The 15,058-nt window shown below is 29.5% G+C and carries 14 protein-coding genes and 1 pseudogene; 5 read left to right on the top strand and 10 right to left on the bottom strand.

The window, feature by feature from the left end; translation table 11 throughout:
* From RWN11_RS05025 to RWN11_RS04995, 7 genes are all read right to left on the bottom strand, one after another.
* A partial coding sequence (locus RWN11_RS05025; protein WP_314160687.1) for an L-threonylcarbamoyladenylate synthase occupies nt 1-925 on the bottom strand: 925 nt, incomplete at its 3' end.
* A gap of 25 nt (nt 926-950) precedes the next feature.
* The gene (locus RWN11_RS05020) at nt 951-1,739 is read right to left on the bottom strand and encodes an energy-coupling factor transporter transmembrane component T (protein WP_314160686.1); all 789 of its coding nucleotides are present in this window, start codon (nt 1,737-1,739) and stop codon (nt 951-953) included.
* Nucleotides 1,732-2,619, bottom strand: coding sequence for an energy-coupling factor transporter ATPase (locus RWN11_RS05015; RefSeq protein ID WP_314160685.1), 888 nt, complete (start codon nt 2,617-2,619; stop codon nt 1,732-1,734). The genes RWN11_RS05020 and RWN11_RS05015 overlap by 8 nt, the downstream gene beginning before the upstream one ends.
* On the bottom strand, nt 2,604-3,425 hold the full coding sequence (locus RWN11_RS05010; protein WP_314160684.1) for an energy-coupling factor transporter ATPase: 822 nt from the start codon (nt 3,423-3,425) through the stop codon (nt 2,604-2,606). Before RWN11_RS05010 ends, RWN11_RS05015 begins: the two co-directional genes overlap by 16 nt.
* Before the next feature lie 159 nt (nt 3,426-3,584).
* Nucleotides 3,585-4,382, bottom strand: a complete 798-nt coding sequence (gene truA, locus RWN11_RS05005; RefSeq protein WP_314160683.1) for a tRNA pseudouridine(38-40) synthase TruA — start codon at nt 4,380-4,382, stop codon at nt 3,585-3,587.
* A 331-nt stretch (nt 4,383-4,713) separates the two neighbouring features.
* Nucleotides 4,714-5,814: an MGDG synthase family glycosyltransferase gene (locus tag RWN11_RS05000; protein WP_314160682.1), complete on the bottom strand. Its 1,101-nt coding sequence runs from the start codon at nt 5,812-5,814 to the stop codon at nt 4,714-4,716.
* A 12-nt stretch (nt 5,815-5,826) separates the two neighbouring features.
* Nucleotides 5,827-6,435: a phosphatase PAP2 family protein gene (locus RWN11_RS04995; RefSeq protein ID WP_314160681.1), complete on the bottom strand. Its 609-nt coding sequence runs from the start codon at nt 6,433-6,435 to the stop codon at nt 5,827-5,829.
* Between the two features lie 247 nt (nt 6,436-6,682).
* Here RWN11_RS04995 and RWN11_RS04990 point away from each other — a divergent pair, with 247 nt between their 5' ends.
* From RWN11_RS04990 to RWN11_RS04965, 5 genes and pseudogenes are all read left to right on the top strand, one after another.
* Nucleotides 6,683-7,780 (top strand): serine hydrolase, encoded by a 1,098-nt coding sequence (locus RWN11_RS04990; protein ID WP_314160680.1) that lies wholly within the window; start codon nt 6,683-6,685, stop codon nt 7,778-7,780.
* A 151-nt stretch (nt 7,781-7,931) separates the two neighbouring features.
* Nucleotides 7,932-8,599 (top strand): annotated as a pseudogene (locus RWN11_RS04985) (helix-turn-helix transcriptional regulator).
* Between the two features lie 4 nt (nt 8,600-8,603).
* Nucleotides 8,604-10,016: a Y-family DNA polymerase gene (locus RWN11_RS04975; RefSeq protein ID WP_314160678.1), complete on the top strand. Its 1,413-nt coding sequence runs from the start codon at nt 8,604-8,606 to the stop codon at nt 10,014-10,016.
* Nucleotides 10,013-10,375, top strand: coding sequence for a hypothetical protein (locus RWN11_RS04970; protein WP_314160677.1), 363 nt, complete (start codon nt 10,013-10,015; stop codon nt 10,373-10,375). Before RWN11_RS04975 ends, RWN11_RS04970 begins: the two co-directional genes overlap by 4 nt.
* The gene (locus RWN11_RS04965; RefSeq protein WP_314160676.1) at nt 10,362-10,652 is read left to right on the top strand and encodes a DUF5960 family protein; all 291 of its coding nucleotides are present in this window, start codon (nt 10,362-10,364) and stop codon (nt 10,650-10,652) included. Before RWN11_RS04970 ends, RWN11_RS04965 begins: the two co-directional genes overlap by 14 nt.
* Nucleotides 10,653-10,725: 73 nt before the next feature.
* On the opposite strand, the gene RWN11_RS04960 is transcribed toward RWN11_RS04965, so the two are convergent.
* From RWN11_RS04960 to RWN11_RS04950, 3 genes are all read right to left on the bottom strand, one after another.
* Nucleotides 10,726-13,899 carry a YSIRK-type signal peptide-containing protein gene (locus tag RWN11_RS04960; protein ID WP_314160675.1) on the bottom strand — a complete coding sequence of 1,058 codons (3,174 nt, stop codon included), beginning with the start codon at nt 13,897-13,899 and terminating at the stop codon, nt 10,726-10,728.
* Nucleotides 13,900-14,102: 203 nt separating this feature from the next.
* Nucleotides 14,103-14,414, bottom strand: coding sequence for a hypothetical protein (locus tag RWN11_RS04955; RefSeq protein ID WP_314160674.1), 312 nt, complete (start codon nt 14,412-14,414; stop codon nt 14,103-14,105).
* Nucleotides 14,415-14,663: 249 nt separating this feature from the next.
* Nucleotides 14,664-15,058 (bottom strand): ATP-binding cassette domain-containing protein (locus RWN11_RS04950; protein ID WP_314160673.1); only part of this gene is annotated, 395 nt, incomplete at its 5' end.

Raw genomic sequence — 15,058 nt, 5'->3', positions numbered from 1 at the left:
CCCTTAGAATATTATATAAATTTTTATTAGATTGTTCAACACTTTTCTCATTATCTGCTAAATATTTTATAGAAACATTTAAATCATTAACTCTAGATTTCATTTCTTTGTATGTAATAAAACCTGTTTTTTGATTTTTATCTTTTAAAATATTTATTAAATTTTCAAACGAATCATTAAACAATACTAATTCCGCTTCAGGAGAATAATGTCTATATTTCATTCCCGGCGATATAGGTGCGGCATTCTGTGTAAGTACTTCTTCATTATACTTCACACTACCTTCCCCTAATACAGACTCAATGTCTTCTTTAGTAATATCCCCAGGGCGCGCAATAACAAGTGGATATCTTGTACAATCAATAACCGTACTTTCTAAGCCGATATCCGATTGTTCATCTTCGATTATTACATCTATTTTCCCATTCAAATCATGATACACATGTTCAAATTTTGTCGGAGATGGCTTTCCACTTGTATTAGCACTTGGTGCTGCTAATAGAACTTTAGTTTCTTTTAATAATTCTCGAGCAGTAACATTAGACGGCATTCTGACAGCTAATGTATTTAAGCCCGCAGTAACCTTTTTAGAAATACCGTTATTTTCTTTAACATTTAAAATTAAAGTCATCGGACCTGGCCAGAACTTATCTATCAGTTTCTTAACATTTTCATCACTATAATCAACGATATTATCTAGCTGACTCATTTCATAAAAATGAACAATTAATGGATTATCACTCGGGCGACCTTTTGCCTCATATATCTTACTCACCGCTTCATCATCCATAGCGTTAGCACTTAAACCATAAACAGTTTCTGTTGGAATAGCTACAAGCTTTCCTTTTTTGTAATACTCAGTTAACTTACTGTATATTTCTTCTTTACTTTCACTTTTCGAAATATTAATTATTTCAGTTTCCATCCTATCTCCTTTCTAAAATTTCATACTACACTAACATTATAAATATTGTAATAACTATTATTAATATATAACTTAAATAATCTAGTTTATTATATTTTAGTACTTTATACTTACTTCTTACACCGGTAGTAGAATAGCCTCTTACTTCCATTGCAGTAGCAAGCTCATCAGCCCTTTTCAAAGTAGCTATAAATAATGGTATCAGTATAGGAATAAACTTCCTTATTTTCTGTGCTAGGCTTCCTTCATTAAAATCTGAACCACGTGAAACCTGTGCATTTATTATTCTATTAGTTTCTTCTAATATAGTCGGAATAAATCTAAGCGATATAGATAATACTAACGCAAAAGTCGAGATTGGCACCCCTACCTTCTGTAGAAACCCAAGACTCTTTTCTATAGCGCTTGTTATTTCTGTTGGTGAGGTAGTAGCCATAAAGACAACCATTATCGCAACAACTAAAATAAACCTGACTGTAATCAATGCAATTCCTAAAAGTGCACTGCTATAAATCTTCCAACCTAATACTTCATACAACACGGTACCTTTTTTATTAAAAACAAGGTGAATCAATGAAGTAAATAAAATTAGTATACTAATAGCTTTTACGCTATTAATTAAAAATGCCGGACTCGTTTTAGATAGTATAACTATCGCCACCAACATTAAAAATAAGATAAAAAATTCTAACACACTATATGCAATAAAGACATCTACTAAGTACCAAATCACAAAAAATATTTTAGTTCTCGGATCAAGATTATGAATAATAGTATTTAATGGAATATACTTACTTATTAACGAATTATTCATTTCTACTACTTCCTATCTTATTTTTTAAAGCATTAATTAATTCTTCATATTTCCTAGGAAATACATCCAATACTATATTATTTGCTTCTAATTTTTTGTAAAACTTCAATACTTCTGGTAATTCTAATGAATTCGCCTTGAGTACTTGTTCATTCAAGAAAAGGTCTTCTACCTTACCTTCAAAACTAATTTCTCCATTTTTTAAGACAAAAACTTTATCCGCATATTCTAATACATAATCCATATTGTGAGTTACAAGCACTATTGTCATATCGAACTCTTCCTTAAGTCTTTTCACCATAGCCATGATTTCCTCACGACTCTGATAATCTAGAGCTACTGTAGGTTCATCTAATATTAGTACTTTTGGTTCTAATGCAAGTACACCACATAAAGCAACTTTTCTCATCTCTCCTCCTGACAATTCAAAAGGAGATTTATCTAAGTAACTTTCGTCAAGTCCTACTAATTTTATTAATTCTTTCGCTTTCGAGATAGCTTTTTCCTCTGCGACTCCGTAATTTAAGGGCGCAAAGATAATATCCTTTAACACGCTTGTTTCGAATAATTGTTGCTCAGAAAATTGGAATAACACCGCAACATCTTGTCTTAATATTTTCAGTTTCTTAGCCAATTCTCTTCTTTCTTTTTTACTCTGTGGATTAGTAATCAATATATTATCTATTGCTACTTCTCCTTTTATGGGTAATAATAAGCCGTTAATATGCTCTATAAGAGTAGACTTTCCGCTACCTGTCTTACCTACTATTACCGTATAACTTCCTTCATCTATCTTCAAGTTTATATCTTTTAAGACTTCTCTAGCATATGGGGTCTTATAATTATAAGTATAGCTTACACTTTTTAAACTAATTTGCATATTTTTCTTACTACACTCCCCTCGTCTTCTTCTATTTCAAATATTTCTTGATTCAGGTAATTGTTTAAGTCTTTTTTTATTCTTTCTACAAAAGGAACCTCTAAGCTATATTTTTCTAAAATTTCAGTATCAGTATATAACGTTGTATAATCCCCTTGATAGACTATTTCTCCGCTTTCTAATATGACAATATCATCTGAATAAACACTCTCTTCTGCATCGTGAGTGATAGAGATTATAGTTATTCCTTTTTCTTTATTTATTTTTTTTATATACTCTAAAATAGACTTTTTAGCTTTAGGATCAAGCATACTCGTAGCCTCATCCAATATTAAAATCTCAGGAGCTAAAGCTAGCGAAGATGCTATTGCCACCCTTTGTTTTTGCCCACCTGATAATGATGAGGGCTCATATTTTCTATAGTTCGTCATATCAACAATTTCCAATACTCTATCTATTATCTCATCCATCTTTTCTTGAGGAATATTTCTATTCTCAAGTCCAAATGCTATATCTTCTTCCACAGTAGATCCTACGAATTGATTATCAGGATTTTGAAAAACAATAGCTATTTTATTTTTTATATCATCATAAAGTTCTTTATTGTATTCTTTATTATTAAAAGTTACTTTTCCAGAAGTTGCTAAATTCTGCCCATAAATCAACTTCATAAGCGTTGACTTTCCGCTTCCGTTTTTTCCTAAAACACTAAGCCAGCGCCCTTCTTTTATTTCTAAATTTATATTTGATAATGCAGTCTTTTTAGAACTAGAATATTGAAAAAAAACATCTTCAAATTTTATCATTTTATTACCTAATTTTCTACAGAATATCTTTTTATTATATCAAATATCCCGATTTTTCTCAAACTAAATACGGATAGCTATTTAAATATATTTATATCATTTTCCAAAATATAACTCTCACTTTGATTTCTTACTGAAACTTACTTTGGGGATTTACCTTTATTTATTACAATAAGCTTTTAAACTATTATTTATAAATTTATTTATTTTATCATCATCATAAACCACTTCTTTAAGATACAATCCTGCTGCATCAGCTTTAGGCCCTGCGAATTGGCGTTCTTTTTTTTCTAATATTTCTTTAACATAATCCGCTTCATATTTACCGGCAGCCACATTTTGTATAGTTCCGATAATTATTCTAACCATATTATATAAGAAACCATTCCCAGTAATTTCAAAGTTTACAATATTAGGATTAACCATATCTTTCTCCATAGTTAAACTATATATCGTTCTAACCTTATCCTCAACGCTAGAATTTTTCGAACAAAATGATGAAAAATCATGTTCCCCTATAAAATATTGCAAGGCTTCTTGAGCTTTTTCGAAATTAAAATCAAAACTATGTTTACCCACATAATTTAGTAAGAATGGATCCACTTCTCTTCCGATATGTAGTTTATAATAGTATGTTTTTTGTGTACTATTATACCTAACATGAAAACCTTCCGAAGCTGACGTCGCCCCCACTATTCTAATATCCTTCGGAATAGTAGCATTTAGTGCCTTAACCCATGCTTCATCCGGAATACTCAAATCAGTATCAAAATGCAATACCTGACCATAAGCGTGAACACCACTATCCGTTCTTCCACTCATATAAAGTCGTACATCTTTTTTATTAATTTTCTTTAAACTCTTCTCAATTTCTTCTTGAATTGTATTATTGTTTGGTTGTATTTGAAACCCATGGTAATTACTACCATCATACCTACAAAGTAAAACTACTCTCACTCTTATCTCCTAAATGTTTTATTTTAATCTTTATTTCTTACTTCTTAACCGTCGCATCATCCCTTGAATGATTTCTAACGACTCACTCTATATGCTATTATACCATAACAATAGAAAGAGAAAAAGATAAGATAAGAGTTGAACACAGTAACAAATCAGTAAAAATCACACTTAACTTTACTCAGTTGGTATACAAAATTTCAACTTTATCCTATATATTAAAAATATCATTTTGGCAAAATAAAAAAAGAGTGACTCAAAAATCTCGATTTCAGAAAAATCGATTTTATCGAGTCACCCTCACTCAGAACACCCATAAAATTAATTAATATTATATTTTATTCAACTCTAAAATCCCCATAATATCTTTACAAATATTATAACTTGCATGCGGTAAATAATTTTTTGTCATATTGTATTTAATCTTCTTAATATTATCTTCAAAAAATAGTTCTTCTAAACAAGCTAATACTTCTTCTAAATTTTTAGCGATTTCTGCCATTCCATTTCTCCTAAAGTAGATAGCATTTTCCATCTCTTGTCCAGGAACTGGGTTAAAGAGAATCAGTGGAATATTACTGGCTAATGCTTCAGAAATAGTTACTCCTCCTGCCTTAGTTATAAGCACATCAGCAGTCTGCATCCATTCTCGCATATTTTCAGTATATCCTAGAATCTTAACCATTTCTTGTTCAGCATAATCAATTTCTAATTTATGTTTTAATGCTCTATTTTTACCACAGATTGCTACTACTTGAGTATCTTTATTTTTCAGCAGTATTTTTTCGATAAGACTCGAAAAATCAGTAGATACCCCAAAAGCACCAGCAGATAATAAAACTGTCTTTTTATCTATAAATAATTTATTATCTTTCAACCATTGTTCAACATCCATTTTATCATCGAATTTTTCAGCAATCGGTATTCCAAATTTCTTAACTTTTTGTTTTTCTACATTTAACTTCAATAACTCTTTTTCAGTATCATCTGTCGCTACATAATATCTAAATGCACCTTTAGTTAACCAACTTTTATGAAAATGGTAATCCGTTATTATATTAACTATCGGTATCTGCCTATCTTTCAATAATGATAAAGCCGGAGTTGGAAATGTTGAGACAATAATATCTGGTTTAGCTTGTTTTACTAGTTTTTTCAAATACTCAGAACTAAAATATCTATAAACAGAGATATTACTATGATTTTTTCCTGCATAATACAAATACCCGTAAATATCTCTAAAATATGAAAAGCTATATAAATATAATTTTTTTAACACTGGAGTCAAATTCGGGTGCGCTTGTAAGAACAAGTCTGTTTCAATAACTTCAATTTCATCAGCATAATATTTTTCAAATGTTTCTTTAATGTTTTTTGATACTTGAAGATGGCCATTCCCAAATGAACCTGTTATTAATAAAACTTTTTTCATATTACCTCACCTCTACTTCTTATTATAATAGATAAGATTATAAGTTAATACTATTACACTACCTAAACACATCCCTGCCATCGTATCCGTCGGATAATGTACTCCTAAATATACTCTAGAAGTCGCTATAAATAAAATTCCCATTATTGCTATAAGAATAGGAAAATAATTATTATTTCCTTTCTTCGATAATTTAATAAATATTAATGCTAACGTTAAATACATTATTGTTGCTGAAGTCGTGTGTCCACTAGGGAAGCTTAAACTATTTAATTCAACTAAACGATGAATATTAGGTCTAGGACGATTAAAAATCGTTTTAATGAATGCCATCACTATACCACACGTTCCCATTGTAAGAGTTAAAAATAGAGCCTCTCTTTTAAACTTACTCATAAATAAAATAATAACTATTATAGCAGTTATTATTGCACTAGGTTTTTGATCTGCTATATTTGTCGTATTTAAATATATGCTTGTAAGCATTGGATTTTCTAACCCTTGAATAAAATTAATAATCATACTATCCAAAGGTTTCAAAAAACTATTGTAACCACTCGCAATAAGGCTAAACATCACTATAAAAAATATAATTAATCGTTTTTGATTATTTTTTGTCATTAAATCTCCTAACCTTTTTTTAATCTCTAATTCATATCATATTACCATAATTTTATACATAATGATAGCAAAATAATATTATAATTTCGAAGTTATACATATAGCTGTATCTCCTTACAAATGCAATATTTTTCTTTCATTATTTTCATAAATTTATATTGTTATATTAACTATCTATTTCTTGAATTTTAAAACATATTACATTATAATTATTAAGTTAATTAAATAAGTTTATACAGGAGCATGTATGTCAAAAATAAAAAAAATTATAATATCAGTAATTCTACTATTCTCTGTAGCAATTGCTAGTTTGTATTATTACGGACGTACCCACAACGTTAACTTTTTCGACTTTAAATATATACAATCATATTGGAAAAGTAACAATCACAATACTAATACAAACAATGAACAAAACAATACAACAAAAGATAATCATGACAATATAGAAAAAACAAAAGAACCAGAAAAAAAAGGTAAGAGCTTAGAAGAAAAACAAGCTGTTATGAAAGCTGATACCCCTACTATGAATGCATATGGTTTGTATTATGATTATGCTAATATGACTTTACCTCAAGTTATACAAGCATATGCAAAAGAATATGGGATAAAAAATTCACAAATAGCTTTTTCATATAAAAACCTAGCAACTGGTGAATTAATTGAAATGAATGAAACTCAACCTATGACTGCTGGTTCTACATATAAATTACCACTTAATATGTTAGTAGTAGATAACTTTGAAAAATATAACTTATCTATGACTAAACGTTATGATATCACTAACACTTACTATGAGTATGATGGTGAACACAACACATATGTTAAAGTTTTTAAAGGGGCTATGACTATTCCCCAAATGCAATACTATTCATTAGTTCATTCAGAAAATACTCCTGCGTACGCCCTTGCCGATCGTCTTGGTGGTATGAACAAAGTATACAAAATGTATAGTAACTACGGTGAATCTAAAGCAGAATTAAAAAACTTTAGTACAGAAAATAAAACAACAACAAACTATTATATTCAAGTATTACAACACTTGTGGGATAATAGAGAAAAATATAAAGATATTCGTGCATATATTGGTGAATCTTTCCCAGGAGACTACTACAAACGCTATCTTCCAAATCTGGTAATAGAACAAAAACCTGGATATGTAAAAGAAGCACTAAATGTTGACGCTATTGTTTATGAGAAAACACCTTACATTATCGCTTTATATACTGCAGGTTTAGGAGGAGCTACTCCTGCTACTGAAGAAGTAAACCTTGTTGGATTAGATCAAGTAGGACAAATTTCTTATGTTATAAACGAATGGCACCGAGTTAATATGAACCCATAAATTTAATACACTCTTTAGAGCGGGAGTGACTTACAAATCGTGATTTCGGGGAAATCGATTTTGTTGAGTCACTCCCCTTTTATTTTCTTTTGACAAATTCCTTATAATCATTTATAATATTTTGTAAAGTTATAACTTTACAAAATATTATATGGAGGTTGTTATGTTTTGTAATAATAGATTGAAATCCTTACGTACTAAACAAAAAGTTTCTCAAACTGCAGTAGCTGAACACCTTGGCGTTACACGTGCCGCCTACAATAGTTGGGAAAAAGGAAAATACATACCTAATAAAAAAAATTTAGACGAACTGGCACTTTACTTTAATGTAGAGACTACTTACTTTGAATCAGAGTATGAGATAGTTAATAAATATCTCCAATTAAACGAGATAAATCAAAAGAAACTTTTGACTATGGCTAACGAGCTATATGTTTCTCAATTATATAAATATCAAGTTCACGCAAAATTATCCGCTGGTTTAGGTAACTTTTACTATGAAGATTATGAGTTCGATACTGTTTACTTCGACAAAGACATATCATACGATATAGCCTCTTGGATTGATGGGAATTCTATGGAACCAAAATACCACAGCGGAGATGTTGCCTTGATTAAAAAAACTGGATACGATTTTGATGGGTTGGTTTATGCAGTAGTCTATAATGAGGAAACATACATAAAAAAGTCTTTCTAGAAGAAAATACAGTTCGTCTAGTTTCTATTAATAACAACTACAAAGACATAATAGCACCGATAGAAGAAGTAAATATAGTAGGAGTTGTTACAGATTCATTTAAACCTATAAAAGAGGTGTAATAATATGGGAATAATCGACTATACATTAGAACCTCATTCAGACATAGCCTTTATAGATATGAAATCTTTTTATGCGAGTGTAGAATGCGTAGAACGTGGACTTAATCCTTTAACAACCTCACTTTGTGTAATGAGCAGAAGTGATAACTCTAACGGTTTAATATTAGCAAGTTCCCCTGTTTTCAAAGAAATCTTTGGGAAAAATAATGTAGGTAGAAGTTATGATCTTCCCTTCGATATTAATACACGACGATTTTCATTTTATAACGCAAAAAGACAAGGTCTTGAAATAACTCAACAATATATCAATCATATTGAAGCTTGGGCTAAAAAAACACTCATCGTCCCCCCAAGAATGACTCTATATATCGAAAAAAATATACAGATACTCAACGTACTTAAAGATTATGTTCCAGATGAGGATATTCATCCCTATTCTATAGACGAAGGATTTATCGATTTAACGCAATCGCTCAATTACTTCATAAAAGATTCTACAAAAACAAGAAAAGAAAAATTGGACATAATTTGCGCAAAAATCCAACATGATATATGGAAAAAAACAGGTGTTTACTCCACTGTAGGAATGAGTAATGCAAATCCTCTTTTGGCAAAACTTGCTCTAGATAATGAAGCGAAAAAAACTCCAACTATGCGTGCTAATTGGTCATATGAAGATGTTGAAACAAAAGTGTGGAATATCCCTACACTTACTGATTTTTGGGGAATAGGAAACAGGACAGAAAAAAGATTAAATAAATTAAAAATATATTCTGTTAAAGACTTAGCAAATGCTAATCCAGATATATTAAAAAAGGAATTCGGTATAATTGGAGTTCAGTTATGGTTCCACGCAAATGGAATCGATGAAAGCAAACCTTCAAAACCTTATAAACCCAAATCAAAGGGCTTAGGTAATTCGCAAGTACTACCTAAAGACTATAAGATCAGATCACAAATAGAACTAGTTTTGTCAGAAATGGCAGAGCAAGTCGCGATAAGACTAAGAAGAGTTAAGAAAAAGGCAAAATCAGTACATATCCATATCAGTTACAGTAAAATTGAAAGCAAAAAATCTATTAATGCCTCTAAAAAAATCAACCCTACTCAAAGCACAAAACAATTAACCGACCATGTTCTATCGCTTTTCAGAAGTAAATATGACGGTGGTGCCGTACGCTCTATTGCAGTTAGATACGATAATCTAATAGATGATAATCTTACAATCTATACGTTATTCGATGATATTGAAGCTATTGAAAAACAAAGAAAAATTGATAAAACACTAGATACTATACGTGATAAATACGGATTCTTATCAGTTCAAAATGGAAGTATGTTAATGGAAGGTTCACGTGTAAAAGAAAGAAGTAAACTAGTAGGAGGTCATGCTGGTGGCATGGATGGAATAATATGATAAATAGAAATTATCTTCCCTATAAATCTGCAAGAGAATACGCTGACCGTGGAATGGCTAAGTGGATGGGCTTTTTCATCTCAGAACACACTACCGCGATTAATACGCAAGGTGACACTATAGATTTTTCAAACAATATGGATGAAGACGAAAAAAGACTACTATTAAACCAACTATATTTCTTTAAAGGTCTATCGTATTTATATACCTCCACTCAACGTGAACCATATCTAGGAAAGGTTGTTGATTGTACTAACGATATTATTTATTTTTCAACTAAACAAAATATACTGCAAATTTCAATCAACAATATTCTAAAAGTTTCTTTAGCAGAGGAATTAGACTATGAACAAGCTTAATCAACATGAAGTCCAATTTGATTATTTTAGTAGTAATTACGACCAATTTGAAAAAGATTTCTATAAATATTCTGCATTAAATGTACCCTTAACATTTTTAACAGACGATATTCTAAATTTAATGGTAAATAACAATAGTAATTTTTTCAGATTAACTGCTAATAAATCAAAAGATAAAAGAGATCACTATTTCTTTTTCAAAGTTCAAACTCCTTTAGAAAATAAAATGGTAAGAATCTTTCAATATATTGGACATAAATTCATAAATGAAAAATAAACTCGAAACTAGGATATCTTCCTAATTTCGAGTTTATATATTTTTAATTTCTCTACTTTTAATTTAATAGATTCTATTGTTTTTGTTTTCTTCTAACCGCTATCGCTGCTGCTAGAGCTAATAAAGCCATACTAATTGTCTGTTCTGACTCTAAACCAGTTTTTGGTAATTCTTCTTTTTCTTTTTTATTAGTTACTTCTTTTTTGTCATTATTAACCTTATTACTATTATCAGAAACCTCTTTTTTATTTTCAGCTTTATACTCTGCTTTAACCGGTGTTACTATTTGAACACGGCTTTCTAAATCTTTAGCTCCTACTCTGATTCTTTCTAGAATAGTAAATTTACTGAAGTGGTTTATTTTGAATTGTAGCGAACCGTCACTAAAGCTACTTTCAACTTTTTCTAAAACATTGTTGTCCGCTATGTGATATACTTCTAATTCTGCATTATCATTTTTCACTACTGATACTTTAACTGTACGTTCAGCATCACTATCTATTTTTTTCCCGTCTTTTTTAAAATGAATTTCAAAAACTTCAATAACTTTATATTCACTACCTAATTTTTCAATAATAGTTTTATTTAGCATCTCATCATTTATCGCACCTACAAAGACATCGTCAGCTTTTATTTTATTTTTGTCAAAAGATACAGCTACATCACGCCCTGATAATGTTGCAGATAAAACTTTATTTTTAACTGGCGCATTATTCTTTGAGGATTCTTGTTTTTTATTATTAGATGAATCTGTTTTATCCGAAGTTACTTTTGGAGTTTCTTTGCTAGGAACTTCTTGTTTATTTTCTGGAACAGTTTGTCCTTTAGGAACTTCCTTCTTATCAGTTTCTTTTACAGATTCTTTATTATCTTTCTTATCTTCTGCTTTTGCTGGTTGTTTATTTTCTTTTTTAGTCTCAGTTACTTTTTCTTCTTTAGGTGTGACTTTTTTAGTCTCATCTTTCACTGATTCTTTGTTTTCTTTCTTATCCTCAGTTATTTTTTCTTCTTTTGATGCGGCTTTTTTAGTCTCATCTTTCACTGATTCTTTGTTTTCTTTCTTATCCTCAGTTACTTTTTCTTCTTTTGATGCGGCTTTTTTATCTTTTAGTCTATCTTCAACTTTTGGATAATTTCCATTATAACCAAGTATTTCTAATGTTTCTTGTACAGCGCGAGCAGTAGCAAGTGTATTTCGTACCTCTTCTGAGTAGGCAGCATCTAACATTTCATCTCTAAACTTAATAAGTTTATATTCTGGAATACGAATATATGAATATAGTTTTTCTAAACTTTCAACCTTTGTTGTTAATTGAGAAAGTTTACTTTCCCCTGTAAGAGTAACTTTTAAGCCACCAGATTGCTCTTCTTTATTTTTTCCAGTAAGGCTATTTGTTATTCGAAGTATTTCTCCTTTTTCTACTACTTCTAACATTTTCTTCAGTTCATCAGTTAATTCTTTAGGTAATGAATTCATAGTAGAAATTCTATTTTTCAACGAATAATAATTTTTATATTTTTCAATCTCAAAATGAAGATGTTTTTCATTATTATCACTAAATAGATAATTTTTCATTATTTTTTTGATATCAGCCGGTATTTCTTGCACTTTATCAATTTCTTCTAAATATCCAAGAGTAGAATAAAAATTAAATAGCGTCTCTCCTCTATCAAAAAGCTCTTGTTTTTCTTTTAAAGTTAGAATAGTTTTTGCTTTATTTCTTAAAATATTTTTATCTTCTAGTGATAAGTTAGATTTTTCAAGTTTCCCTATGAATTCTTCAATTTTTATAAGTTCACCCATATTTCTATGTTCTTTTTTGTAAATTATCTGATCAATATATTTCCTTTTTGCTTCATCAGATAAATATTCATTATTTCTAATTTCCTCAACACTTTGAATAAATTTTAGAATTTCAAATTCACTATTACTCTTTCCAACATATTTATATTTTAAATATGTTTCTTTCCTTTCAATTAACCCTAAATTAAATCTACTCGGTGAAACTTCATATTCCTCCTTATAAAGCCTCTCCATTTCTTGCTTAAGCTTCTCTTTTTCATAATCATTAAGTTTAGCTTTCGTATTTAGAACATCTAAAATATTAGCTTGTTCTTTTTTTATACGTTCTTCTCTTAATTTCTTATCTTCAGCTTCTATTTTATCTTTCACTTTTTTAAGATCAGCTTCAGTTGTATATTTTTCCAATTCATTTACAAAGGGAACAAGCTGCTCATCAGTTAAATCAGTTAAATGATATTTTATTCTAGAAATTGCTTCTTCTCTCTTATAAATGATTTCCTGCTCAGTTTCTATTAATTTTTTTAATTCTTTCGCTTTTTCTTCACTTTTAAGAGAATTTACTTCTTTTAATAAAATATTTTTTCTTTCTATAGATAATAAAGGAAGTCTCTCACCTGTATTCTCATCACGACGAGTTTCTGACGTACGATCTAATAAAGTTACTAAATCTTCTTTTATACCAGGTAATCTATAATTCTCTTTTAAATTATTTAACTCTGCTATTGAATTTGCAGAATTTATCTCTTCTCTAGGAATATTACGGTAATTATAATTATTTGTTAACTCTTTTTTCAGTTCTTCTAGCTTATATTTATTTATAATCCTATTTAATTCATTATCATTTTTAGCTGATGCTACTTCTTTAGTAAATTCTACATCTTTATCTCCTGAAATGTATAAATTGTGGAGCCTTTTCAAAGAATATACTTTTTCATCTAATTCTTTTTGTTTTTCCTCAGATTTTTTTACAGCCTCATAGTCCAGTCTTATTCTTTCGATATCTTCTTTAGATTTAGCTGCCCATAAATTATTAACTAATCTTTCTTTTTCTGTTACATCAATAATATTTTCAAGTGAATATTTTAAGTATTGTTTTTCTTTTATAAGTTCCCAGTCAACCTTATCTTCCACTGATGGTTGAATCACTCTATCTTCCATATTTGGTTGTAGCGTCGGTGCTGTTGGTATAGGCGCTTCTGCAGGAGTTTCTTTAGGTTTTTTTGGAGCCAATTCAGGTTTAGGCATTGGTTTTTCAACTTCTTCTAAAACAGGTTTGTTTACATGTTCTAAATTAACATCATGATTAACTTCTGCACTTACAACAACATTGTTTGTGTCTTCATGTGCATAAGCTGTCCCAAGAGAACCTGCAGCAATACCTATTAATATACTAGCAGTACCTACTGAAACTTTTCTAATCGAATATTTTTTTTTACTAGACATAATTTTCTCCTTATCAACTTGCTTAAAAATTACAATATACTTATTTATCTATCTTTTTTATTATAGTATATCTCAGAAAAATGAGCAAGCATGAACCTATTTTAATAACTTACAATATAAAAATACCAGAATCAAAAGCTAAATACTCTACTTCTCTTTTTAATCCTGGTATATAATAATATCCATAATTTTTAAATTTTATATTATTTAATTTGGTGTTTATTCATTTTTTCTTGAAAAATGGCTGTAATAATTTTACGTAATTCTTCTTTTTCTTTTTCTGGCCATTCTCCCTCTTTTTGAGCTGCTGCGTATAGTTCTGGATATTCGATAGAAATTCTCTTAACAGTACGCGTATTAGCATGTTTTCTCACAAAAAATGGAATTTTCTTCATTAATTCTTCTGGAACTAATGAAAGTATTCTATCCGCAGTTTCTTTATCACTAATTACCGAAAAAGTAAGACCTTTCTTTATCTGTTCTTGTTCCTGTTCTGTAAAATCTTCTAACTTCATTCTTATTCTCCTAAAGTATGTATATTTTCAATTAAGATTATATACTAATACTAATAAAACAACAAATGAATTTCACTGATAAAGATTATCAATATTAAAACGTTATCAACTTATAATTACTTACTCTAAAAATAGCAAGTTTTTATAAATATTCAATAATGTAAACTGGCACTTTTACATCTTCAACATACAATAAATAATAATACTCTATCACTAACTTCAGCTACTAATCTCCCGTTTCTATCAAAGTTACGCACTTGATCCAAACAACTTATAAAACTCACCTTCCCTATATATCAAGTCATCAAAAGAACCATCTTCAACAATGGCACCGTCTTTCATAAAAAGAATTCTATCATATTTTTTTAAAAGAGTTTCATTTAACTTGTGCGTGACAACAAGAGTTGTCAAATCTCGGATTTTCAAGATTGAATTTTCAATTTCAGTAGTAACTTGATTGTCTAAAGATGAGGTAGCCTCATCCAGTAATAAGATTGGTGTTTTACGAATTAAGGCACGTGCAATACTAAGTCTTTGTTTTTGTCCACCGGATAGATTTGCTCCATTTTCACCACATAAAGTTTGTAGGCCTAATTCATTTTCTAAAATATAATTTTCTAACCCAGACTGCTGTACAGCTTGTT

The sequence above is a fragment of the uncultured Gemella sp. genome (assembly GCF_963519265.1).
Lineage (GTDB): Bacteria > Bacillota > Bacilli > Staphylococcales > Gemellaceae > Gemella.
The sequence above is the reverse complement of the archived record's forward strand: the minus strand, read 5'-3'. Positions and strand labels throughout refer to the sequence as shown.

Excerpts from the sequence above, each read along its gene's own strand:
- RWN11_RS05010 (WP_314160684.1), bottom strand. The coding sequence starts at position 3,425 with ATGATAAAATTTGAAGATGTTTTTTTTCAATATTCTAGTTCTAAAAAG.
- RWN11_RS04955 (WP_314160674.1), bottom strand. The coding sequence starts at position 14,414 with ATGAAGTTAGAAGATTTTACAGAACAGGAACAAGAACAGATAAAGAAA.
- RWN11_RS04970 (WP_314160677.1), top strand. The coding sequence starts at position 10,013 with ATGATAAATAGAAATTATCTTCCCTATAAATCTGCAAGAGAATACGCT.
- RWN11_RS05015 (WP_314160685.1), bottom strand. The coding sequence starts at position 2,619 with ATGCAAATTAGTTTAAAAAGTGTAAGCTATACTTATAATTATAAGACC.
- RWN11_RS05020 (WP_314160686.1), bottom strand. The coding sequence starts at position 1,739 with ATGAATAATTCGTTAATAAGTAAGTATATTCCATTAAATACTATTATT.
- RWN11_RS04995 (WP_314160681.1), bottom strand. The coding sequence starts at position 6,435 with ATGACAAAAAATAATCAAAAACGATTAATTATATTTTTTATAGTGATG.
- RWN11_RS04975 (WP_314160678.1), top strand. The coding sequence starts at position 8,604 with ATGGGAATAATCGACTATACATTAGAACCTCATTCAGACATAGCCTTT.
- RWN11_RS04990 (WP_314160680.1), top strand. The coding sequence starts at position 6,683 with ATGTCAAAAATAAAAAAAATTATAATATCAGTAATTCTACTATTCTCT.
- RWN11_RS04960 (WP_314160675.1), bottom strand. The coding sequence starts at position 13,899 with ATGTCTAGTAAAAAAAAATATTCGATTAGAAAAGTTTCAGTAGGTACT.
- RWN11_RS04965 (WP_314160676.1), top strand. The coding sequence starts at position 10,362 with ATGAACAAGCTTAATCAACATGAAGTCCAATTTGATTATTTTAGTAGT.
- RWN11_RS05000 (WP_314160682.1), bottom strand. The coding sequence starts at position 5,814 with ATGAAAAAAGTTTTATTAATAACAGGTTCATTTGGGAATGGCCATCTT.